The sequence below is a fragment of the Citrobacter sp. C13 genome (assembly GCF_014596815.2).
Lineage (GTDB): Bacteria > Pseudomonadota > Gammaproteobacteria > Enterobacterales > Enterobacteriaceae > Citrobacter > Citrobacter portucalensis.
This window is the reverse complement of sequence record NZ_CP115025.1, coordinates 80,398-101,501: the sequence shown is the minus strand read 5'-3', so window position 1 is coordinate 101,501 and position 21,104 is coordinate 80,398. Positions and strand designations below refer to the sequence as shown.

18 protein-coding genes and 4 pseudogenes are annotated in these 21,104 nt (G+C 52.6%); 14 read left to right on the top strand and 8 right to left on the bottom strand.

Annotated features, from left to right (window positions below):
• From IB222_RS23820 to IB222_RS23785, 8 genes and pseudogenes are all read left to right on the top strand, one after another.
• Positions 1-711 carry an ABC transporter ATP-binding protein gene (locus IB222_RS23820; protein WP_004393997.1) on the top strand — a complete coding sequence of 237 codons (711 nt, stop codon included), beginning with the start codon at positions 1-3 and terminating at the stop codon, positions 709-711.
• 28 nt (positions 712-739) lie between these two features.
• Positions 740-1,213 carry a cytochrome c gene (locus IB222_RS23815; protein WP_016236502.1) on the top strand — a complete coding sequence of 158 codons (474 nt, stop codon included), beginning with the start codon at positions 740-742 and terminating at the stop codon, positions 1,211-1,213.
• Positions 1,200-2,687: an efflux transporter outer membrane subunit gene (locus IB222_RS23810; protein ID WP_011784757.1), complete on the top strand. Its 1,488-nt coding sequence runs from the start codon at positions 1,200-1,202 to the stop codon at positions 2,685-2,687. The genes IB222_RS23815 and IB222_RS23810 overlap by 14 nt, the downstream gene beginning before the upstream one ends.
• A gap of 129 nt (positions 2,688-2,816) precedes the next feature.
• Positions 2,817-3,374 (top strand): recombinase family protein, encoded by a 558-nt coding sequence (locus tag IB222_RS23805; protein ID WP_130975182.1) that lies wholly within the window; start codon positions 2,817-2,819, stop codon positions 3,372-3,374.
• Between the two features lie 2 nt (positions 3,375-3,376).
• Positions 3,377-4,411: pseudogene (locus tag IB222_RS23800) on the top strand (DUF4158 domain-containing protein); the annotation flags it as partial.
• Between the two features lie 264 nt (positions 4,412-4,675).
• Positions 4,676-5,680: an IS110-like element IS5075 family transposase gene (locus tag IB222_RS23795; RefSeq protein ID WP_000427614.1), complete on the top strand. Its 1,005-nt coding sequence runs from the start codon at positions 4,676-4,678 to the stop codon at positions 5,678-5,680.
• A gap of 277 nt (positions 5,681-5,957) precedes the next feature.
• Positions 5,958-6,173 (top strand): annotated as a pseudogene (locus IB222_RS23790) (EamA family transporter); the annotation flags it as partial.
• Complete coding sequence (locus IB222_RS23785; RefSeq protein WP_016236507.1) at positions 6,170-6,505, top strand: hypothetical protein; 336 nt, start codon at positions 6,170-6,172, stop codon at positions 6,503-6,505. The pseudogene IB222_RS23790 and the gene IB222_RS23785, both read left to right, overlap by 4 nt.
• Before the next feature lie 96 nt (positions 6,506-6,601).
• Here IB222_RS23785 and IB222_RS23780 read toward each other — a convergent pair whose 3' ends face one another.
• Positions 6,602-7,840 carry an IS110-like element ISEsa2 family transposase gene (locus tag IB222_RS23780; protein WP_000219087.1) on the bottom strand — a complete coding sequence of 413 codons (1,239 nt, stop codon included), beginning with the start codon at positions 7,838-7,840 and terminating at the stop codon, positions 6,602-6,604.
• 379 nt (positions 7,841-8,219) lie between these two features.
• On the opposite strand from IB222_RS23780, the gene IB222_RS23775 reads away from it, so the two are divergent.
• From IB222_RS23775 to IB222_RS23760, 4 genes are all read left to right on the top strand, one after another.
• Positions 8,220-9,242, top strand: a complete 1,023-nt coding sequence (locus tag IB222_RS23775; protein WP_001572362.1) for an IS110 family transposase — start codon at positions 8,220-8,222, stop codon at positions 9,240-9,242.
• Positions 9,243-10,287: 1,045 nt separating this feature from the next.
• Positions 10,288-10,617: a type II toxin-antitoxin system RelE/ParE family toxin gene (locus IB222_RS23770; RefSeq protein WP_000493286.1), complete on the top strand. Its 330-nt coding sequence runs from the start codon at positions 10,288-10,290 to the stop codon at positions 10,615-10,617.
• Entirely contained in the window at positions 10,598-10,879 is a 282-nt protein-coding gene (locus IB222_RS23765; RefSeq protein WP_000780222.1) for a helix-turn-helix transcriptional regulator, read from the top strand. Before IB222_RS23770 ends, IB222_RS23765 begins: the two co-directional genes overlap by 20 nt.
• A gap of 277 nt (positions 10,880-11,156) precedes the next feature.
• Positions 11,157-12,137 carry an IS5-like element ISKpn26 family transposase gene (locus tag IB222_RS23760; protein ID WP_151114789.1) on the top strand — a complete coding sequence of 327 codons (981 nt, stop codon included), beginning with the start codon at positions 11,157-11,159 and terminating at the stop codon, positions 12,135-12,137.
• 316 nt (positions 12,138-12,453) lie between these two features.
• Here IB222_RS23760 and IB222_RS23755 read toward each other — a convergent pair whose 3' ends face one another.
• Entirely contained in the window at positions 12,454-12,954 is a 501-nt protein-coding gene (locus IB222_RS23755; protein ID WP_149384990.1) for a non-heme ferritin-like protein, read from the bottom strand.
• A 326-nt stretch (positions 12,955-13,280) separates the two neighbouring features.
• Positions 13,281-13,985, bottom strand: a complete 705-nt coding sequence (locus tag IB222_RS23750; RefSeq protein ID WP_001067855.1) for an IS6-like element IS26 family transposase — start codon at positions 13,983-13,985, stop codon at positions 13,281-13,283.
• Between the two features lie 93 nt (positions 13,986-14,078).
• Between IB222_RS23750 and IB222_RS23745 the strand changes: the two genes are divergently transcribed.
• Entirely contained in the window at positions 14,079-15,059 is a 981-nt protein-coding gene (locus IB222_RS23745) for an NAD(P)H-quinone oxidoreductase (protein ID WP_196479507.1), read from the top strand.
• A 212-nt stretch (positions 15,060-15,271) separates the two neighbouring features.
• Here IB222_RS23745 and IB222_RS23740 read toward each other — a convergent pair.
• Both IB222_RS23740 and IB222_RS23735 read right to left on the bottom strand, forming a co-directional pair.
• Positions 15,272-15,969, bottom strand: a protein-coding gene (locus tag IB222_RS23740; RefSeq protein ID WP_225386177.1) for an IS1 family transposase whose coding sequence is annotated in 2 segments (ribosomal slippage) — positions 15,272-15,720 and positions 15,720-15,969 — 699 coding nt in all. Because the reading frame shifts where the segments join, the coding sequence is not laid out codon by codon here.
• 141 nt (positions 15,970-16,110) lie between these two features.
• A complete protein-coding gene (locus IB222_RS23735) occupies positions 16,111-17,502 on the bottom strand; it encodes an NAD-dependent succinate-semialdehyde dehydrogenase (protein WP_023205627.1) in 1,392 nt (463 codons plus the stop codon).
• A gap of 531 nt (positions 17,503-18,033) precedes the next feature.
• On the opposite strand from IB222_RS23735, the pseudogene IB222_RS23730 reads away from it, so the two are divergent.
• Positions 18,034-18,345 (top strand): annotated as a pseudogene (locus IB222_RS23730) (IS5/IS1182 family transposase); the annotation flags it as partial.
• Here IB222_RS23730 and IB222_RS23725 read toward each other — a convergent pair.
• The 3 genes and pseudogenes from IB222_RS23725 to IB222_RS23715 all read right to left on the bottom strand — a co-directional run.
• Positions 18,318-18,392 (bottom strand): annotated as a pseudogene (locus IB222_RS23725) (IS1 family transposase); the annotation flags it as partial. The pseudogenes IB222_RS23730 and IB222_RS23725 overlap by 28 nt on opposite strands.
• A 589-nt stretch (positions 18,393-18,981) precedes the next feature.
• Complete coding sequence (locus tag IB222_RS23720; RefSeq protein WP_149385163.1) at positions 18,982-19,677, bottom strand: lactate utilization protein C; 696 nt, start codon at positions 19,675-19,677, stop codon at positions 18,982-18,984.
• Positions 19,670-21,097, bottom strand: a complete 1,428-nt coding sequence (locus IB222_RS23715; protein WP_072663053.1) for a LutB/LldF family L-lactate oxidation iron-sulfur protein — start codon at positions 21,095-21,097, stop codon at positions 19,670-19,672. Before IB222_RS23715 ends, IB222_RS23720 begins: the two co-directional genes overlap by 8 nt.
• Between the last annotated feature and the right edge of the window lie 7 nt (positions 21,098-21,104).

The window sequence follows — 21,104 nt, the reverse complement described above, 5'->3', positions numbered from 1 at the left end:
ATGAGTGGCAAAGGGATACACATCGAAAGTTTAAGCAAGCGGTATGGCGATGGTGACACCGCTGTCTTTGCCTTGAGAGACGTGAATATGCATGTTGCGCCTGGTGAAGTGGTGGGACTGATCGGCCCTTCCGGGTCCGGCAAGAGCACGCTGCTCAAGTGTCTGGGTGCGGTGATCGAACCGACCGCCGGTCGCATGACGCTGGGCGATGAAGTGATCTACGCCGATGGCTGGAAAGTCCGCGACCTGCGCGCCTTACGGCGTGACAAGATCGGTTTCGTTTTCCAGGCGCCGTACCTGATTCCGTTTCTCGATGTCACCGACAACGTGGCGCTGCTGCCGATGCTTGCAGGCGTCGCGAATGGAGAGTCGCGCGCGAAGGCACTGGAATTGCTCACAGCGCTTGATGTGCAACACCGAGCTCGCGCAATGCCCTCGCAACTCTCCGGTGGCGAGCAGCAACGGGTCGCCATCGCGCGCGGACTGGTCAATCGTCCGCCGGTGATCCTGGCCGATGAACCCACTGCGCCGCTGGATTCCGAGCGCGCCATGGCTGTAATCCGCATCCTCAACGACATGGCCCGGAAGTTCGAGACCGCCATCATCGTCGTCACCCATGACGAAAAGATCATCCCCACATTCAAGCGCATCTACCACATCCGCGACGGCGTGACCCATGAGGAAGCTGGCGAAGGGCGGGAGTTCGAATGAGAGAACGATTGAATTACAGGAGAATTTCATGACCCACCGCAAACACAGCCACGCATTTGGAACTATCACCCTGACCGTTACGGCCTGCCTGCTTTTATGGGGTTTTCAGTTGCCAGCTTGGGCTGGTGACGCTACCCAGGTTGAGCCACTGGCGCTACGCAAGATCATGCAGGAACTCGGGCGCAACATGCAGGCTATTACCGGTGCGATTTCGCAGGAGGAATGGGTTCAGGTCGTTCAGCTCGCCCCAAAAGTTGCTGCACACCCCGAGCCACCGCTTACTGAAAAAATGCGCATCCTTGCTTACCTCGGCGCTGATGCGACCAAGTTCAGAAACTTTGACGCGCAGACTCACGAGGCGGCGCTGGCCATGAAGCTGGCTGCTGCGAGCAGCGACGGCAAGGCGGTGACCCAATCATTCGCCCACGTGCAGGAAAGCTGCTTGGGCTGCCACCAAGCTTTCCGTAAACCTTTCGTGGAGCATTTTTATGGAGCACGCTAAAACATGCCAGCGCCCCATCAGCCTCGAAAGACGGCTTGCGGCAACTTACCTGGTAGCTGGTCTGGTCACCGCCGGTCTGGCCGGCTGCGCCGCCGGCCCTGATTTTCAGCGTCCCACCGCACCCGATGTGGCTCGCTACACTGCAACACCGGTAGCTGATAGAACCGTGTCCGCTCCCACGCAGTTCGGCGAAACACAACGTCTAGTCGAAGGGCTTCCGATCGAAACGCAATGGTGGCAAAGCTTGGGTTCATCCGCACTCGACGGACTGATAAACGAAGCTTTCCATGTCAGCCCGACGCTGGCGAGCATCAGCGCCAATTTGCGACAGGCGCAGGAGCTTCTTGCCGCACAGGCGGGCTCGACGCAATATCCACAGGTAGATGTCGCACTGGGATCTCAGCGCCAGCAAATGAGTCCCAGTAGCCAAGGGTTGAGCGGAGACGCACGTCAATTCAGCCTCTACAACGCCAGCGTTGGCGTGCATTACAACCTCGATCTGGCTGGCGGCAACCGGCGCGCACTCGAAGCCTTGGCTGCTCGCGCCGACTACCGTCGCTTCGAACTGAATGCTGCGCGCCTGGCCCTTGCCGGCAACATGGCAACCGCTGCCATTACCCGAGCACGCCTCGCCGCGCAACTAGAAGCCACTACTGCCATTTTGCGCGTGCAGGATGAGCAACTGCGCCTGGCCCATGAACGCGTGCGTATCGGTCAGGCCTCACCTGATGAAGCGTTGAGCCTACAAGCTCAGGCGGAGCAAACGCGGGCAGAACTGCCTGCGCTGCGTAAACAACTGCAACAAACCGAACATCTACTGGCGGTGCTAGCCGGTCGTGCCCCAGGCACGGGTGGCATCCCGGCCTTCACTCTGGCCGATTTCACTCTACCCGTCGAGATGCCGCTCGTCGTGCCCTCAGAACTGGTGCGCCGCCGACCGGATATCCAGGCGTCAGAGGCGCTGTTGCATGCGGCCAATGCAGACTATGGTGTGGCTGTCGCCAAGCTCTACCCACAGATCAACCTGAGCGCCAACCTTGGTTCTCAGGCGCTGACCACCGGTGCCCTGTTCGGTGGTGGCTCGGCAGTGTGGGGCCTGGTTGCGCAGCTCACCCAGCCTCTTTTTAATCCAGGGCTACCCGCTGAAAAAAGAGCGGCGCTCGCCGCTTTTGATGCCGCCGTAGCCAATTACCAGAGCGTCGTATTGGAGTCTTTGCGTAACGTCGCCGACACCCTGCGCGCGGTGGAAAGCGATGCACAAACTTTGACTGCCCTCGCTGCCGCTGATATGGCTGCACAGGCCTCCTTGCAGTCGGTCGAGCGGCAATACCGGCTGGGCGCGGCCAGCTACCTGCAACTGCTCATCGCGCAGCAACAGGCACAGTCAATCCGGATCAATATGGTTGCGGTCCAGGCACAACGCCTAGTCGATAGTGTTGCTTTATATCAGGCCCTGGGAGGTGGTGTCAGTTAAGACTAACCCTAACCTGATGTCAGATGTTGAGCACAAACAACGTCAGAGTAGGGTATTAATTTATATTTATTGACACATTCAGCCAAGGGTAATAGATTTCATCCTGACATTTTTACCTTTGGAGGCATCTTGCAAGGTCAACGTATCGGCTACGTTCGCGTCAGCAGCTTCGACCAGAATCCTGATCGACAACTGGAACAAATAGAAGTCGGCAAGGTATTCACCGATAAGGCTTCAGGCAAGGACACACAACGTCCCGAACTTGAAAGGCTGCTGGCCTTCGTCCGCGAGGGCGACACCGTGGTGGTGCATAGCATGGACAGGTTGGCACGCAACCTTGATGACCTGCGCCGCATCGTCCAAGGGCTGACACAACGGGGCGTGCGCATGGAGTTCGTCAAAGAAGGGCTAACGTTCACCGGCGAGGACTCACCGACGGCCAATCTGATGCTGTCGGTCATGGGAGCCTTTGCTGAGTTCGAGCGCGCTCTGATCCGCGAACGTCAGCGCGAGGGAATCGTGCTGGCTAAGCAGCGCGGGGCCTACCGGGGACGAAAGAAATCGCTGAACAGCGAACAAATTGCCGAGTTGAAACGGCGAGTTGCGGCAGGCGAGCAGAAAACCTTGGTGGCCCGTGACTTCGGCATCAGCCGCGAAACCTTGTACCAGTACCTGCGGGAAGACTGACCATGCCACGCCGCTCAATCCTGTCCGCCACCGAGCGCGAAAGTCTGCTGACACTGCCAGATGCCAAAGACGAACTGATACGGCACTACACGTTCAACGAAACCGACCTGTCGGTGATCCGTCAGCGTCGCGGCGCCGCGAATCGATTGGGCTTCGCCGTGCAGCTTTGCTACTTGCGATTCCCTGGCATCTTCTTGGGCGTCGATGATCCTCCATTTCTGCCCCTGCTGCGCATGGTGGCCGCACAACTCAAGGTGCCGGTGGGAAGCTGGAACCATTACGGCCAGCGCGAGCAGACACGGCGGGAGCACTTGGTCGAGCTGCAAACGGTGTTTGGATTCAAGCCCTTCACCATGAGTCATTACCGGCAAGCCGTGCATACATTGACCGAACTGGCCTTGCAAACAGACAAAGGCATTGTGCTGGCCAGCACCCTTGTTGAAAACCTGCGGCGGCAGAGCATCATCCTACCCGCCATGAATGCCATCGAGCGCGCAAGCGCCGAGGCCATTACCCGTGCCAACCGAAGCATCCATGCGGCATTGGCCGATTCCTTGATACCTGTCCATCGCCAGTGCCTGGACGAACTGCTCAAGCGCAAGGATGGTAGCAAAATGACGTGGCTAGCGTGGCTGCGCCAATCGCCCGCCAAGCCAAACTCGCGCCACATGCTTGAACACATCGAACGCCTCAAAGCCTGGCAGGCGCTTGACCTACCTGCTGGCATCGAACGGCAGGTACACCAAAACCGCTTGCTCAAGATCGCCCGCGAAGGCGGCCAGATGACGCCCGCCGACCTGGCCAAGTTCGAGTCGCAGCGGCGTTACGCCACCTTGGTAGCACTGGCCATCGAGGGCATGGCCACCGTCACTGATGAAATCATCGACCTTCACGACCGTATCATCGGCAAGCTGTTCAATGCGGCCAAGAACAAGCATCAACAGCAGTTCCAGGCTTCCGGCAAGGCGATCAACGACAAGGTGCGGATGTATGGGCGCATCGAGCGCACGCTGTTCATTCTGGATTGGCTGCAAAGCGTGGAGCTGCGCCGCCGCGTCCATGCGGGGCTGAATAAGGGCGAGGCGCTGGACGACACGTTGCTGCAATATCTGTCCCCGCTGGGGTGGGAGCATATCAACCTGACCGGCGATTACCTATGGCGCAGCAGTGCCAAGGTCGGTGCGGGGAAGTTCAGGCCATTGCGACCGCTGCCACCGGCTTAGCGTGCTTTATTTAATGAGATGGTCACTCCCTCCTTCCCAGTACTATGCTGAGGACAGGCTTTCATTCGGAGAACCATCATGGAAAACATTGCGCTTATTGGTATCGATCTGGGTAAGAACTCTTTCCATATTCATTGTCAGGATCATCGTGGGAAGGCCGTTTACCGTAAAAAATTCACCCGACCAAAGCTAATCGAATTTCTGGCGACATGCCCGGCAACAACCATCGCGATGGAAGCCTGTGGCGGTTCTCACTTTATGGCACGCAAGCTGGCAGAGTTAGGGCATTTTCCAAAGCTGATATCACCGCAATTTGTCCGCCCATTCGTTAAAAGCAACAAAAATGACTTCGTTGATGCTGAAGCTATCTGTGAAGCAGCATCACGTCCATCTATGCGTTTCGTGCAGCCCAGAACCGAATCTCAGCAGGCAATGCGAGCTCTGCATCGTGTCCGTGAATCCCTGGTTCAGGATAAGGTGAAAACAACTAATCAGATGCATGCTTTTCTGCTGGAATTTGGTATCAGCGTTCCGCGAGGTGCTGCCGTTATTAGTCGACTGAGTACCCTTCTTGAGGACAGTAGTTTGCCTCTTTATCTCAGCCAGTTACTGCTGAAATTACAACAGCATTATCACTATCTTGTTGAGCAGATTAAAGATCTGGAATCTCAGTTGAAACGAAAGTTGGACGAAGATGAGGTTGGACAGCGCTTGCTGAGTATTCCCTGCGTTGGAACGCTGACTGCCAGTACTATTTCAACTGAGATTGGCGACGGGAAGCAGTACGCCAGCAGCCGTGACTTTGCGGCGGCAACAGGGCTGGTACCCCGACAGTACAGCACGGGAGGTCGGACGACATTGTTAGGGATTAGCAAGCGGGGCAACAAAAAGATCCGAACTTTGTTGGTTCAGTGTGCCAGGGTATTCATACAAAAACTGGAACACCAGTCTGGCAAGTTGGCCGACTGGGTCAGGGAGTTGTTGTGTCGGAAAAGCAACTTTGTCGTCACCTGTGCTCTGGCAAACAAGCTGGCCAGAATAGCCTGGGCACTGACGGCGCGACAGCAAACTTACGAAGCATAAAGGCAGAAATACACCAGTTTAAACAATCATTCATCTGGTTTTGCGAATACTGATATTGATGATACTAACGGCCCACCGGCCTGTTGAGGAACCTGTAAAACGGAAAGGCTCATTGAAGCCGTATATTTTCTGGAGGTTCATCAGGCGCGGAACTCATCGAGGCGCGGGAATAAAATCCCATTCAGACGCCGGATAGATTCAAGCAAGCCAACTTGTCGTCAAAATCGGTGTTGCAAAAACGGGAGTGACCATAGATTCCGTTTTCTGAGACGTCCCCAGTATGGCAACCACGATCAGTCTGCTGGAGCCGGTTATAGCCGCACTGCTGGCCGTTGTGCTCGTCGGTGAAAGGCTGCCGCCTTCCGGATGGGCAGGCGTCGGACTGATAGTTGCGTGTCTGGGGCTCATCACCGTTCCGGCTGGAAAGTTACGTTTCAGTCTGTTCCGGCAACGGAAAGAAAACTTTGAAATCGCAAAAAGGAAAGAATTATGAAAGATAAAGCGTCATTTGACTCATTTTCGGCTCTCGATATGCGTGCCGGTACCATCATCAGGGTTGAGGAGAGTAAAACATCAAAGCCCACCTGGCGCATGACTATTGACCTAGGACCAGAACTGGGAACAAGGGTGTCATGCGGTGCGTATACTAACTATGCAGCAGAAGACCTGCAGGAAACGCAGGTAATCTGCATCGTCAATCTGGGTACCATGAAGATGGGACCTGAAAAGTCAGAGGTGCTGGTACTTGGTGTGTCTGATGGTTCAGGCGGGACGATCCCGCTGACGACAGAAAAGCGCGTCGATAACGGTGAATGCGTTTTCTGAAAATCGGCAGATAAAGCCACGTATGGGCAAGAAAATGCTTCCTAAAAATTTCAGTGAATATGTCTGCTTCACGCCCTGAGACATTCGACAAGCTTTTTATGGCTTCAGTAAGGGCGAGTGTCTCGCTTCGAGAGCCAGCAAATATTTCGCTTCGTCATAACAGGTTCTGGCCTTCCAGCAGCGGTAAATGATCCTTATCCATTTGAACGCCAGTGCCCGGATCGCAGACTGATGAGATTTGCCCTTTTCTCTGAGGCCCTGATAATACAGTTTGGCCCAGTATGATGAATTAACCGTCTTGGCAGCCCATTCAACAAAGGTCTGCCTGACGAACTTGGCACATTGCCATCGCCAGTGAACCCAGGATTTTTGGCCGCTTCGTTCGGTCACCGGTGCTATACCTGCGTAGTTTTGAATTTCTTCAGCGCTGTTAAACCGGTCACGGTTATCACCAAGTGCAGCAAGCATCCGTGGGCCCATGCACGGTCCCATGCCCGGAAGTGATTTGAACAGCCCCGCATCTGGCAATGTGTCAAACAGCGTTTCGATTCGTTCGTCATAGGTTTTGATGATTTCACTCACGACTTTAATTTGTGTCGCCAGTGCTGCTGCCATCAAAGCATTAGCCTCTATAACACTCGGGTCTGTAGTCAATGGGATCGCATTATCAATACTCGCAACACGTTGCTCGGTAAGGGCCATAGCGCGACCACCTTTGGCATTCAGAAAGTTGCGGATCGTGTCGCGTCTGGCTCGTTTCAGTTGTTGCAGACTGGGCCACCGGATAATCAGCTCACACAACAGTAAGCTACCCCGATGTGAGAACCACTCCAGTGGCTGAGGATAATACTGTTTAAGCGTGTTGATTATCCGGTTCACAAAGCGTCGTTTATCTTCAACCAACTGACGACGTTGCTCAACCAGTTGCTGAAGTAAGCGAATATCCGCATTGTCGGGTTCAATAGCTTTTATCTTCTGGGGGTAACGCAGCATTAACTCTAATGCCAGCTCGGCATCCTGCGGATCATCTTTAGCGCCGCTGGGCGAGAAGGCTTGCCGATAACGAGCCAGGGACAATGCGTGGACGGGGAAAACGGTGATAAAGGGGTATTTTTGAAGAGCATATACCACGGGGCCCTTCTTCAGTTCGAGAGCTATTGCGATTCTACCTTTTACTTTCTGGTGTAACTCAGTAAGCCAGGCATCAAGCGCTTCTGCTGTATGTTCAATCACATCGAATACGCGTTCACCGTTTTTAAACTGAACACAGACATCGTGTTTTTTATCAGCCCAGTCCAGACCAACGTGCGCAGCAAATTGATTAGTCACAGTCATCACCAACTCCTTTTTATCGGGGATTGGTATGCATTCCACGCTCTTCGAAAGAAATATAGCCAGCAGTTTATCTGCATGCCCTGAGTATTCGTTAGCGAACGTGGAGCACCTACTGGCTCGAAAGAAAAGCGGCGATCATCACATGATTCTCGCTCAATATTCGTAACCAGTAAGCGCATACCCTGAATCACTTCAAAGTGTAATTCTCAGGGTACGAATGACTATATATCGCTCAAAGCTGCCTGTCAAAGTGGTCAAGCTTCACATAGCTCAGAGGTACAAAAAATAACCTTAACGAATGGAAGGGACTTCCCCTGGATATGCGCCTGATTAACTCTTGTGCAATCATGGGGTAAACATAGCCCCGGAGGGATTCGTTATGACCATCACGACTGTCGGTATCGATCTTGCTAAAAATGTGTTCGCTGTTCACTGCGTTGACCAACACGGTAAAACTGTTCTGGTTAAACCCAAAGTATCGCGTGCTGCCCTTCCTGAGCTGATTGCCAGTTTACCTCCCTGTGTTATCGGGATGGAGGCATGCTCCGGGGCTCACTACTGGGCAAGGTTGTTTCGGCAATATGGTCATGAACCACGGCTGATGGCTGCTAAATTTGTATCTCCTTACCGCATGGCCGGTAAATCAGGCAAAAATGATGCAGCTGATGCTCAGGCTATCTGTGAAGCAGTTCGTCGCCCGCATATGCGGTTTGTACCAGTGAAGGATGAGAGCCAGCAGGCGATGCAATGCCTACACCGTATCAGACAGGGTTTTATCGAAGAGAAAACAGCAACATATAACCGATTGAGAGGTTTGATATCGGAATTCGGTGTCATCGCCCCACAAAGTACAGATGCCCTGCGTCACATGGTTTCTGAGCAGAAGAGTTCTTTGCCACTTCAGGTTCAACAATGTGTTAATGACCTGCTGGAACACATTGATCGTATTGAAGATAATATTACTGAATATGACCGGATTTTGTCCCGCATGGCAAAAACAGATCACCGCAGCCAGCGATTGATGGAACTGAAAGGGATTGGTCCCACAACGGCCTGTGCGCTGGTCGCCAGTATCGGTAATGCACACGATTTTAAAAATGGGCGACAACTGGCAGCCTGGCTGGGACTAACGCCATCGCAGTACAGCAGTGGTGGGAAATCAAAGCTTGGCAGGATAACTAAAGCTGGCGATTCGTATCTGCGAACGCTACTGGTTCAGGGGGCTCGTTCGGTTCTGATTGGTGCCGAGAAAAGGACTGATTTATTCAGTCGTTGGGTCTGTTCACTGGTCGATCGCAGAGGATACTGGCGTGCCGTTGTAGCCATCGCCGCCAAAAACGCAAGGCTGTGCTGGGCATCATTGCATTACGGTGATGATTTCAGGCTGTACTCAGCCAGCTAAAGCACGAAACAAAATAACCATCTGACCTGCAATTCGTTGATGATAAAGGGTTATACCCCGTGAGGCCTATCTGGCTATTGTACAGGATATACGTATCCGCTTAACGAACAAGAACCTCACGCGCGTCTTTCATCAGGGTCCGAATCGATGACGATTCATCATGGCCGTTTATAGTACCGCAGTCTCTCCCCTTTATTTTTACTGAAGAGCAGACAGAAACCATAAACACCGGCGTTGACACGCCGGGGAAGCCCTTATAGTACAATAATTTTCGAAATCCAACCCATCCCGCCTACAGGAATGACGGATTTTTCGGCGGTTCCGGCGTAGACCCACCACAACTGCTGTATAGCTTGTGGGTAAGTGATAATGAAGTGCAAACGAGATGGCGCAAATACTCTTTTGGTTTATCTTTTAATTACTTACGTATTAAAAGATAAACCAAAAAATAAAAGACATTACTGTTATCCCCTTTAAAAAGTGGATAACCGAACAGCATCGGCGCGAGCGCCTCAAAAGTAGCTCCCCACGCTAAAGCGCGGGGCATTCAGAACGGAATCCCTCGATGGCTAACAGCTCGCCTGTTAGCCATCGAGGGATTGGACAAATCCGGCCACGCCGGATACGTCAGCAAATATCGCTGAAGAATTAGCTTACACGCTCGTAAGCGGCTCTTACGACCCGCTAACGCGGAGATACGCCCCAACTGCGGCTTCGCCTTGTTGTGACCACTCCGACCGCGCACAAAAGCCTCTGAGCCGCTTTTAGCGGAATATGGCTTTGCAAGGTGAAGGGATGGATAGGCGATCCCTTTCGATCCCTCACTGGTATCGGCGGCTAACCCTCGGTGCTACCTGTCATTTCATCCTGCCGCCTTACATGCGCTAACGCGCATAAATCCCCGTTCCTCAGTGGAACGAAAACTCACGCTAACAGGGTAGTGACCGGGTAGCCACGATAACTGCCAACAAAATTAGCTTATAGGTTAATTCTACCTTGTCTGAAATTAGCCTATAGGTTAATATTAATAGAAATGGGAGGTCACATGTTTAGCGTTGTTTATCACCCGGAAGCCAGGGAAGAAGCCACAGCATTACCCGTAAAAATCAGGGTGAAGTTTGACCGTCTCATCGGCAAACTGGAGTATGACGCCCGATTACTGCGGGAGCCGGACACGAAGCCCCTGGGCGATGGACTTTTTGAGATCCGCACGATGGGGACGGACATAGCCAGGGGAATCTGGGTATACCACAAAGGCAATACCATCATCATGCTCCGTGTTTTCATCAAGAAGTCACAGAAAACGCCAGCGAAAGAAATCGATCTCGCCAAAAAGCGGTTAGCGGAGGTACTTAATGAAACTGGTAAGCCATAAAGAACTGCATAACGAGTGGATGCAGGACGATGAATATCGCGCTGCATGGCAGGAAGAAGAACGTAAGGAAAAGCTCAGGGAGCTGCTTGCTGAATGGCGCAAGCATGACAACCTGACAAAAGCGCAGGTTGCTGAACGCATGGGGGTTACACCTCCGGTTATTTCTCGCCTGGAAAACAACATCACCAAAGCCAGCATCGACACACTGACCCGCTACGCTCACGCCTGCGGCATCAAGAAACCTGTCATTGCCCTGTACTGAATAGCCAGCCCTCCGGGGCTGGCCTTTTTGTTTCGGTCAGTCCCAAAATTTTGTTAAAGCAAGTTTAAAATGTCACCTGTTTCTCCAAAGTTGAAATGTCACTTCTAAGCCAATCTATTTATACATAATCTTTACATCTTTCCCCGGTGACAAAGTGCTAATTGGTCTGTAATGTTCAATGTGTGGCAGGCAAGCCGCCGGTGACTTAGGGAAGGTGCGAACAAGTTCCTGATATGAGATCATCATATTCATCCGGAGCGCATCCCAGAGGGACATCATGAGCCATCAACTCACCTTCGCCGATAGTGAATTCAGCACTAAGCGCCGTCAGACCCGAAAAGAGATTTTCCTCTCCCGCATGGAGCAGATTCTGCCATGGCAGAATATGACCGCTGTCATCGAGCCGTTTTATCCCAAGGCGGGCAATGGCCGACGGCCCTATCCGCTGGAGACCATGCTGCGTATTCACTGCATGCAGCATTGGTACAACCTGAGCGACGGTGCCATGGAAGATGCCCTGTACGAAATCGCCTCCATGCGCCTGTTTGCCCGATTATCCCTGGATAGCGCCCTGCCGGATCGCACCACCATCATGAATTTCCGCCACCTGCTCGAGCAGCATCAACTGGCCCGTCAATTGTTCAAGACCATCAATCGCTGGCTGGCCGAAGCAGGCGTCATGATGACCCAAGGCACTTTGGTGGATGCCACCATCATTGAGGCACCCAGCTCTACCAGGAACAAAGAGCAGCAACGCGATCCGGAGATGCATCAGACCAAGAAAGGCAATCAGTGGCACTTTGGCATGAAGGCCCACATTGGTGTCGATGCCAAGAGTGGCCTGACCCACAGCCTGGTCACCACCGCGGCCAACGAGCATGACCTCAATCAGCCGGGTAATCTGCTGCATGGAGAGGAGCAATTTGTCTCAGCCGATGCCGGCTACCAAGGAGCGCCACAGCGCGAGGAGCTGGCCGAGGTGGATGTGGACTGGCTGATCGCCGAGCGTCCCGGCAGGGTAAAAACCTTGAAGCAGCATCCGCGCAAGAACAAAACGGCCATCAACATCGAATACATGAAAGCCAGCATCCGTGCCAGGGTGGAGCACCCGTTTCGCATCATCAAGCGGCAGTTCGGCTTCGTGAAAGCCAGGTACAAGGGGCTGCTGAAAAACGATAACCAACTGGCGATGTTATTCACCCTGGCCAACCTGTTTCGGGTGGACCAAATGATACGTCAGTGGGAGAGATCTCAGTAAAAACCGGAAATAACGCCAGAAATGGTGGAAAAAATAGCCTAAATAGGCTGATTCGATGTGTTTGCGGGAAAAAAATCGGCCCAGATCCGCGAAATTTTAATCAGCGAGTCAGCTTGGGAAGAAATGACCTGCTTATTCGCACCTTCCTTAATATAAAGACACAAGCAGAGACATTTTTGGCACGATATAAAAACGCTAAGTTAAAAAATCACTATGACGTGTTGGGTATCAAATGTTCACTGGCATAAACCTCTGTTTCTGATGTAAAACAGATTTTCTGAGGAGGCGTAAAACCTCCTCGTACTGCGAAATTGATTTAGTGATAGCAATCGATCACGCCAACCAGATAGTGGTCGGTTTGCTGCATGTTGATGCCCGCTTTTTTAGCGCTGCGGACTTCATCCAGAATGATTTGCAACAGCGTCCCGTCCACGATTTCCTCTTTTCTGTATCGCTTCAGGAAGTTAATCGCTGACTTATCGTTTGCTGCCTGGGCGTCTTCCGTCAAAGAGGTCAGCGCATTAATGCGCTTCTGGTAATCGCTTACCGTCTGCTCAAACAGATCTTCCAGCGTGGAAAATTCACCGCACCGGGTGTGTTGCTCCTGTAACACCGGCGTGGCGCCGCTCTGTTTGATGTATTCGTACATGCGCATCATTTGCGTCACCGTATTTTGCGCCTGATGACGCAAAAATAGTGCGGTGCCATTAAGGCTATTCTCGCTGCACCTCTGGCTGAGCTGAAGATACAAATTTGAGGTATAAAACTCCTGATTCATTTGCGCATTCAGTTTTTGAACTATTCCGCTAGCGATCATAGGACTTCCTTATTTCTTGTCATCTCAGAAAACGGTCACTCTTCGAAAAAACAACCAGAATAAAAGCGATTCTTTCGCTTTTTTTATTGCGCCTGGTTACGCAGTCATATTCATTTTAAGTCGGGATGCTCCTTATTTAAATATCCAACCCTACTATCGCATTTCTATCTGGCATTATTCTGTGATGGTGTTTCGATATTCACACTCCCTGTGCCAATCCTTTCTTATCGACAGTAGGAAACTTCCTCCGGCTATTCTGCTGAACACGATTAGGGGCACTGTTGCAAAGTTAGCGATGAGGCAGCCTTTTGTCTTATTCAAAGGCCTTACATTTCAAAAACTCTGCTTACCAGGCGCATTTCGCCCAGGGGATCACCATAATAAAATGCTGAGGCCTGGCCTTTGCGTAGTGCACGCATCACCTCAATACCTTTGATGGTGGCGTAAGCCGTCTTCATGGATTTAAATCCCAGCGTGGCGCCGATTATCCGTTTCAGTTTGCCATGATCGCATTCAATCACGTTGTTCCGGTACTTAATCTGTCGGTGTTCAACGTCAGACGGGCACCGGCCTTCGCGTTTGAGCAGAGCAAGCGCGCGACCATAGGCGGGCGCTTTATCCGTGTTGATGAATCGCGGGATCTGCCACTTCTTCACGTTGTTGAGGATTTTACCCAGAAACCGGTATGCAGCTTTGCTGTTACGACGGGAGGAGAGATAAAAATCGACAGTGCGGCCCCGGCTGTCGACGGCCCGGTACAGATACGCCCAGCGGCCATTGACCTTCACGTAGGTTTCATCCATGTGCCACGGGCAAAGATCGGAAGGGTTACGCCAGTACCAGCGCAGCCGTTTTTCCATTTCAGGCGCATAACGCTGAACCCAGCGGTAAATCGTGGAGTGATCGACATTCACTCCGCGTTCAGCCAGCATCTCCTGCAGCTCACGGTAACTGATGCCGTATTTGCAGTACCAGCGTACGGCCCACAGAATGATGTCACGCTGAAAATGCCGGCCTTTGAATGGGTTCATGTGCAGCTCCATCAGCAAAAGGGGATGATAAGTTTATCACCACCGACTATTTGCAACAGTGCCCTTACGTTCATGTTACATACTGCGAATAAAATGACTGTCATTGAAATCTCTGAGCCTGGCGGGCCAGAGGTTTTAACGCCCGTTCAGACAACGATTCCGGTGCCAAAGGCTGGGGAAATTTTGGTTCGCGTCAAGGCCGCAGGTGTTAATCGTCCTGACGTCATTCAACGCCAGGGTCATTACCCTATGCCTGACGACGTAACCCCTATTCCTGGTCTTGAGGTCGCTGGAACGGTTTCATCAATTGGAGAAGGCGTCACGGGCGTAAAGATTGGTGACCGAGTCTGTGCTCTGACGAATGGCGGTGGTTATGGTGAGTATTGCATCGTGCCGGAAAGCCAGACACTGCCGGTGCCAGACAGCATGTCAATGATAGCAGCGGCGGCACTTCCTGAGACTCTGTTCACCGTCTGGGCAAACTTGTTCAAGATTGGTGGCGCAACACAGGGTCAGAGTGTTCTGATTCATGGGGGAACAAGTGGTATCGGCACAACCGCGTTGATGCTATGCCGCGAAATCGGTATCGAGGCATATGCGACGGCTGGATCAGATGATAAATGCGATGTGATCGCAGAGCTTGGCGCTACGCCAGTCAACTACCGGACAACTGATTTTTCTGATTTCATTTTGAAGCAAACGGATGGCCGTGGCGTTGATATCATTCTCGATATAATGGGTGCATCCTATTTCTCCCGAAATATGAGGAGTTTAGGAATGGATGGCCGGCTGGTAATCATTGGCTTCCTTGGCGGAGCTTTCGCAGATCAAGTGGATCTGCAAGAACTCGCGTTGAAGCGAGCGGTTGTCACGGGTTCAACGATGCGAGCACGAACTTCGGTCGAAAAAGCCGAAATTGCCAATGACTTGCTTAAAAATATCTGGCCGATTCTCAATGCAGGTCGTTGCCATCCCATGATTCACAGCACATTCCCGTTACGCGAAGCAGCACGCGCGCATGCATTGATGGAGTCCGGCAAGCATGTTGGGAAAATTGTTCTTACGGTGAATTAGCTTTAAGCCCGACACAACTCCCACGTTAGGTCATCAGGAATATGACCATTTAAATATCCACCAATGTTGAGCCAGCATTTATTAATACGCTTATCGGGTGATAGTAATCAAATATCACAGGACACGATATGTGGCGACTAAAATATCTGATTTCGTTTTCTGGCTTTTCTATGGTGGACACCGTCTAACACATTCGCGGTAATGACTCCAACTTATTGATAGTGTTTTATGTTCAGATAATGCCCGATGACTTTGTCATGCAGCTCCACCGATTTTGAGAACGACAGCGACTTCCGTCCCAGCCGTGCCAGGTGCTGCCTCAGATTCAGGTTATGCCGCTCAATTCGCTGCGTATATCGCTTGCTGATTACGTGCAGCTTTCCCTTCAGGCGGGATTCATACAGCGGCCAGCCATCCGTCATCCATATCACCACGTCAAAGGGTGACAGCAGGCTCATAAGACGCCCCAGCGTGGCCAACGTGCGTTCACCGAATACGTGCGCCACAACCGTCCTCCGTATCCTGTCATACGCGTAAAACAGCCAGCGCTGGCGCGATTTAGCCCCGACGTATCCCCACTGTTCGTCCATTTCCGCGCAGACGATGACGTCACTGCCCGGCTGTATGCGCGAGGTTACCGACTGCGGCCTGAGTTTTTTAAATGGCGGAAAATCGTGTTGAGGCCAACGCCCATAATGCGGGCGGTTGCCCGGCATCCAACGCCATTCATGGCCATATCAATGATTTTCTGGTGCGTACCGGGTTGAGAAGCGGTGTAAGTGAACTGCAGTTGCCATGTTTTACGGCAGTGAGAGCAGAGATAGCGCTGATGTCCGGCAGTGCTTTTGCCGTTACGCACCACCCCGTCAGTAGCTGAACAGGAGGGACAGCTGATAGAAACAGAAGCCACTGGAGCACCTCAAAAACACCATCATACACTAAATCAGTAAGTTGGCAGCATCACCCAGTTTGCCAGTCGATTTGACTGTGGCGATAAAAGACCCGGCCAGGTGCTCGGGTCTTTATCGAACTAAATATGCTTCAAGCGCGATCAGAAGGGAGCGTTGATATCCACCACGTTGATCAACTTGTGGTTGACGAACTCTTTCAGGCCTAAGTCGATCAGTTCACGACCATAGCCGGAGCGGCGGATGCCGCCAAAGGGCAAATCAGCCTTAACCATGGTGGGGTGGTTGACAAACATCATCCCGGTAGAGACTTGCTTGGCTACCGCCAGACCGCGCTGTTCATCGGCGGTGAACACAGAGCCACCGAGGCCGAAGGGCGAATCGTTGGCAATGGCAATCGCTTCCTGTTCATCCTTTGCCTTGAGGATCATGGAGACAGGGCCGAAGAACTCCCAATAGTAAGCCGGGTTGTCCGGGGTCACATTGGTAAGTATGGTCGGCTGTACAAAAGCGCCTTGCTCCGGCACTTTGGGACCAACTTCGGTAGCTGTGGCACCATGCTCAACCGCTTCACGAATTTTCTGCTTCACTTCATCGGCAGCACCCTGGGAAGACAGGGGCGCCAGAGTCGTGTTCGGATCCATAGGGTCACCGGCTTTAAGCGCGGCTACGCCTTTGGTATAGCCTTCCATAAACTTGTCATAAATGGCTTCCACCAGGATCATCCGTTTGGATGAAACACATACCTGACCGGCATTCCAGTGACGGCCGAATACCGCCCAATCTATGGTTTTCTCAAGCTCGGCATCTTCCAGCACGATAAAGGCGTCAGAGCCGCCCAGCTCCAGAGTGGATTTTTTCAGCGCCTTACCGGCCTGAGAGGCAATAACGGCGCCTGCACCTTCAGAGCCGGTCAGAGCCACGCCATGTACCTTGGGTGAGTTGATGATCTGCTCGACTTGATCCCGGGTAGCATACAGGTTCTGGAAGGCGCCCTGTGGCAGTCCGGCATCCCGCATCAGGCTCTCAAAAGCGGCGGCGCACTGAGGCACATTGGAAGCGTGTTTCAGCAGCAGGGTGTTGCCGGCAGAAAGTTGCGGAGCCAAGATCCTGGCTATCTGGTAATAGGGGAAGTTCCAGGGTTCAATGGCCAGCAAGACCCCAAGAGGTTCATTGACCAGCAGCGCTTCCCCTTCGGCGGGATCGGCCACAGGCAGTTTCTGCGGTGCCAGCAGTCTCTCGGCATGCTCGGCATAGTATTCGAGGATCTGCGCCGACAGTTCTACTTCGGCCTCGGCCTCTCCAATGACTTTACCCATCTCTAGGGTCAGCAGCTCTGCATAGCGGCGCTTGCTGTCTCTGAGCAGGGCTGCAGCCCGATTGAGTATTTCAGCCTTGTTGGCAAAAGAGGTATTGCGCCAACTCAAAAAGGCCTGGTGGGCCGATTCAATTGCCTCTGTGACTTCGGCATCAGTGGCATTGGGAAATTCTTTGATGAGCTCTCCCGTGAAGGGATTGATCGTTGCATATGTCATGTGTTCCTCCCAGCGTTGCAAGTAATAGGGGTCAGTTTGGAGATCGGAAATTTTTGTACGTTAAGCGCATTATTTAACCAATCTTGGTTCGTAAGGGGTTGATTTTGCGTCAGTGGCTATCGCTTTTAAGTTGTCGCTCTTGCAGTATCGCATTTAGGTTATCCGATTAAGGTCAAACCTCTGAAAATGCCGTATAGCGCGGGAGTACACCCTATTGCCATAGGTAAGTCTGTTCAAAAAACAGGCTTACCGTACAATAATTCTCTATATCCAAACTGACCCCGATATTAATCAATTCTCTCATGGGTGCAAGCCCATCATTTTTGATAACGACATTTTTTGCGCAATAGCGACAGTGCATAATTAGAAAGAAAATCCCGGCGATCACGAGACCAAAATAGCTTTCTCGACTCCCCCAAAAATGTGCGCTTAATTTTAAATAAGTTAATCCCCATACGCTTAGGGAAGGTGCGAACAAGTCCCTGATATGAGATCATGTTTGTCATCTGGAGCCATGGAACAGGGTTCATCATGAGTCATCAACTTACCTTCGCCGACAGTGAATTCAGCAGTAAGCGCCGTCAGACCAGAAAAGAGATTTTCTTGTCCCGCATGGAGCAGATTCTGCCATGGCAAAACATGGTGGAAGTCATCGAGCCGTTTTACCCCAAGGCTGGTAATGGCCGGCGACCTTATCCGCTGGAAACCATGCTACGCATTCACTGCATGCAGCATTGGTACAACCTGAGCGATGGCGCGATGGAAGATGCTCTGTACGAAATCGCCTCCATGCGTCTGTTTGCCCGGTTATCCCTGGATAGCGCCTTGCCGGACCGCACCACCCCGTCAGTAGCTGAACAGGAGGGACAGCTGATAGAAACAGAAGCCACTGGAGCACCTCAAAAACACCATCATACACTAAATCAGTAAGTTGGCAGCATCACCCGCACATTCATTGTGACTCATTAGATTAAAAAAAAGACGTCTACCGCGTGGCTAACAATGTGCCATCAAAACATCATTCCAGCCAATAGGTTACATAACGTGTTTAATGTCTACTTTTACCTAAAACCCCTGTTTTTATATGCCTTTTTGCGTTGATTTTCGGTGCTATCCGCTGCGTAAATCGCGTTGATTCTCACTGCGTTGTCGCCTGCGTTGTCGAAAAATAAGCACGGAAAGGTAAAATTTTAGTAAACATTGCATTCTTTCGCTTTTAAAAATAAGTCGATTTAAATTGATTTAGATCAATTTTACCAGCCGCGTAACGGCGTAAAAATCGCCACTTGCGGTGACTGGAAACAATGTTGTACGCCGATTTTACCAGCAGAAAAAACAGGTGCAGGGACATTAAACCGCAGAGGAAAGCGCGGACCAGAACGCCATTTTCAGGCGATCCCTTGCGAAAGGAGAGTCCGCAGAGTGCGGAATGTCATCCCGCTCTGGGCTACAACGCCAGAGCGGGCTTATTCACGAATCTCAACAATCTTCAATAATCAGATACACCGCCTTCACCGGACCATGCACCCCGACCACTTTGATAAGCTCAATATCCGCCGTTGAGCTGGGCCCACTGATGATGTTAATGCACGACGGCATACGCTCACCGGCCTGCGCTTTCTGATGCAGAACCTGCGCCAGTTGCGCCACACGCGGCAGGATGCTGCTTTTACGCAGCACGAAAATAGAGGACTCGGGCAACAGGCTGATTGAACGCCCGCGCTCCGGAGCGGAAAACAGCACCACGCCCCCGGACTCCGTCAGGCCATACTCGGCATACACCACGCCAACTTTCGCCTGCTCGGCCTGAACAATATTCTCGGCTCCACGCACCGGATCCCAGACCACAGCATTACACTCTCGCTGCAAACGCTCGGTTATCCCCAGTTCTGCCAGCCGACTGTCGCCGCTAACCACCACCGGCTGCTGCCCCAGCTGTTGGCACAAACGTAACGCCGCCTCAGGGGCCTGCGCCTCATGGGTCAGTTCGCACTGCGCCAGCATCACCTCGCTGGCAAACTGCACAAACGCGTCGCAGCGCTGCTGCGGGCTGAGTTCGGTCAGCCGCTCGTTCGCATAGTTATTCACCGGCGCGGCTTCGGCCTGCGGTTCCCGCCGCTGCGGACGGCCCAGTGCCTGGGCAACGGTGTTTAAAAACGCGGTACGGTTATCCATTCTTTTTCTCCTGCGCCTGATGTTTCTTAAACCAGCTACGGAAACTCTCTCCGTCAGCATCAGGAAGATCGCGCGCTTCCATCCAGTCGCCAATCGCGCCAACCTTGAGCGGCGTTTTACCGCCATTGATAAACCAGCTCGCCGCGTGGGCACCGGCCATCATGCCGACCTTCCACAACCCTGGATGGCTGTTGGCATAAGCGAACATTTTGATCGCCCGACGTTCCGCTTTCGGGGTAATCCCTTCCTCGGCCATTACCCGGCGATGGCGCAGGATCAGTTTTGACAGCGGGATCTGTACCGGACAAACGCTGTCGCAGGCCGTGCACAGTGAACAGGCGTAAGGCAGGTCTTTAAAATCTTTATAGCCGCCGAGCAGCGGAGAGATCACCGCCCCGATAGGCCCTGGATAAATAGAACCGTAGCCGTGCCCGCCAATATGGCGATACGCCGGGCAGGTGTTCATACAGGCTCCACAGCGGATGCAGCGCAGCACATCGCGAAACTCAGAACCCAGCACCTGCGAGCGACCGTTATCCACAATCACCAGGTGAAACTCTTCCGGCCCGTCGACGTTATCCGCCTCGCGCGGCCCGGTAAGCCAGGTGTTATAGCCCGTCAGACGAGCGCCCACCGCACTTCGTGCCAGCATAGTGATCAGCACGTCCACGTCGGCAAACGTCGGCGCAATGCGCTCCATGCCCATCACCGCAATGTGTGTTTTCGGTAACGTGGTACACATCCGCGCGTTACCTTCGTTGGTGACCAGGCAAACCGAGCCGGTCTCCGCCACCGCGAAGTTACAGCCGGTAATGCCAATTTCAGCGCTGAGGAAATCCTCGCGGATCTTCTGGCGGATGAACAAGGTCATCGCTTCCGGCGTTTCCGGACCGTCATAGCCCATCTGCTCATGCAGCACGCGACGGATCTGATAGCGATCTTTATGGATAGCCGGGACCACCACATGCGAAGGCGGATCCTGATCCAACTGGAGAATATATTCGCCCAGATCGGTTTCGATCACCTGAATGCCGGCATCCTGCAGCACGTGGTTAACGCCGATCTCTTCGGTCACCATCGACTTGGACTTCACCACCTTCTTCGCATTTTTCGCTTTCGCGACCTGCAAAATGTAGCGGGTAGCCTCTTCCTTGGTCTTTGCGAAAAACACCTGACCGCCGTTTTCCGTCACTTTCTCGGAGAGTTGATACAGGTAGGCGTCGAGGTTACTCAGAACGTGGTCGCGGATCTGGCTGGCACGGTCGCGCCATTCTTCCCAGTGCCCTAACTCATCGACCATTTTTTGCCGGTTCGCGCCGATGCGCCCCTGCGCGTTAGCCACGGCTTTGCGCATAATCGGATCGTCAATTTGCTGGCGAATGCGCGTTTTAAACTCTACATCGCTGGTTTTTATCGACATCTCTTTC

Excerpts from the sequence above, each read along its gene's own strand:
- IB222_RS23820 (WP_004393997.1), top strand. The coding sequence starts at position 1 with ATGAGTGGCAAAGGGATACACATCGAAAGTTTAAGCAAGCGGTATGGC.
- IB222_RS23815 (WP_016236502.1), top strand. The coding sequence starts at position 740 with ATGACCCACCGCAAACACAGCCACGCATTTGGAACTATCACCCTGACC.
- IB222_RS23810 (WP_011784757.1), top strand. The coding sequence starts at position 1,200 with ATGGAGCACGCTAAAACATGCCAGCGCCCCATCAGCCTCGAAAGACGG.
- IB222_RS23795 (WP_000427614.1), top strand. The coding sequence starts at position 4,676 with ATGGAAAACATTGCGCTTATTGGTATCGATCTGGGTAAGAACTCTTTC.
- IB222_RS23785 (WP_016236507.1), top strand. The coding sequence starts at position 6,170 with ATGAAAGATAAAGCGTCATTTGACTCATTTTCGGCTCTCGATATGCGT.
- IB222_RS23780 (WP_000219087.1), bottom strand. The coding sequence starts at position 7,840 with ATGACTGTGACTAATCAATTTGCTGCGCACGTTGGTCTGGACTGGGCT.
- IB222_RS23775 (WP_001572362.1), top strand. The coding sequence starts at position 8,220 with ATGACCATCACGACTGTCGGTATCGATCTTGCTAAAAATGTGTTCGCT.
- IB222_RS23770 (WP_000493286.1), top strand. The coding sequence starts at position 10,288 with ATGTTTAGCGTTGTTTATCACCCGGAAGCCAGGGAAGAAGCCACAGCA.
- IB222_RS23765 (WP_000780222.1), top strand. The coding sequence starts at position 10,598 with ATGAAACTGGTAAGCCATAAAGAACTGCATAACGAGTGGATGCAGGAC.
- IB222_RS23760 (WP_151114789.1), top strand. The coding sequence starts at position 11,157 with ATGAGCCATCAACTCACCTTCGCCGATAGTGAATTCAGCACTAAGCGC.
- IB222_RS23755 (WP_149384990.1), bottom strand. The coding sequence starts at position 12,954 with ATGATCGCTAGCGGAATAGTTCAAAAACTGAATGCGCAAATGAATCAG.
- IB222_RS23750 (WP_001067855.1), bottom strand. The coding sequence starts at position 13,985 with ATGAACCCATTCAAAGGCCGGCATTTTCAGCGTGACATCATTCTGTGG.
- IB222_RS23745 (WP_196479507.1), top strand. The coding sequence starts at position 14,079 with ATGACTGTCATTGAAATCTCTGAGCCTGGCGGGCCAGAGGTTTTAACG.
- IB222_RS23735 (WP_023205627.1), bottom strand. The coding sequence starts at position 17,502 with ATGACATATGCAACGATCAATCCCTTCACGGGAGAGCTCATCAAAGAA.
- IB222_RS23720 (WP_149385163.1), bottom strand. The coding sequence starts at position 19,677 with ATGGATAACCGTACCGCGTTTTTAAACACCGTTGCCCAGGCACTGGGC.
- IB222_RS23715 (WP_072663053.1), bottom strand. The coding sequence starts at position 21,097 with ATGTCGATAAAAACCAGCGATGTAGAGTTTAAAACGCGCATTCGCCAG.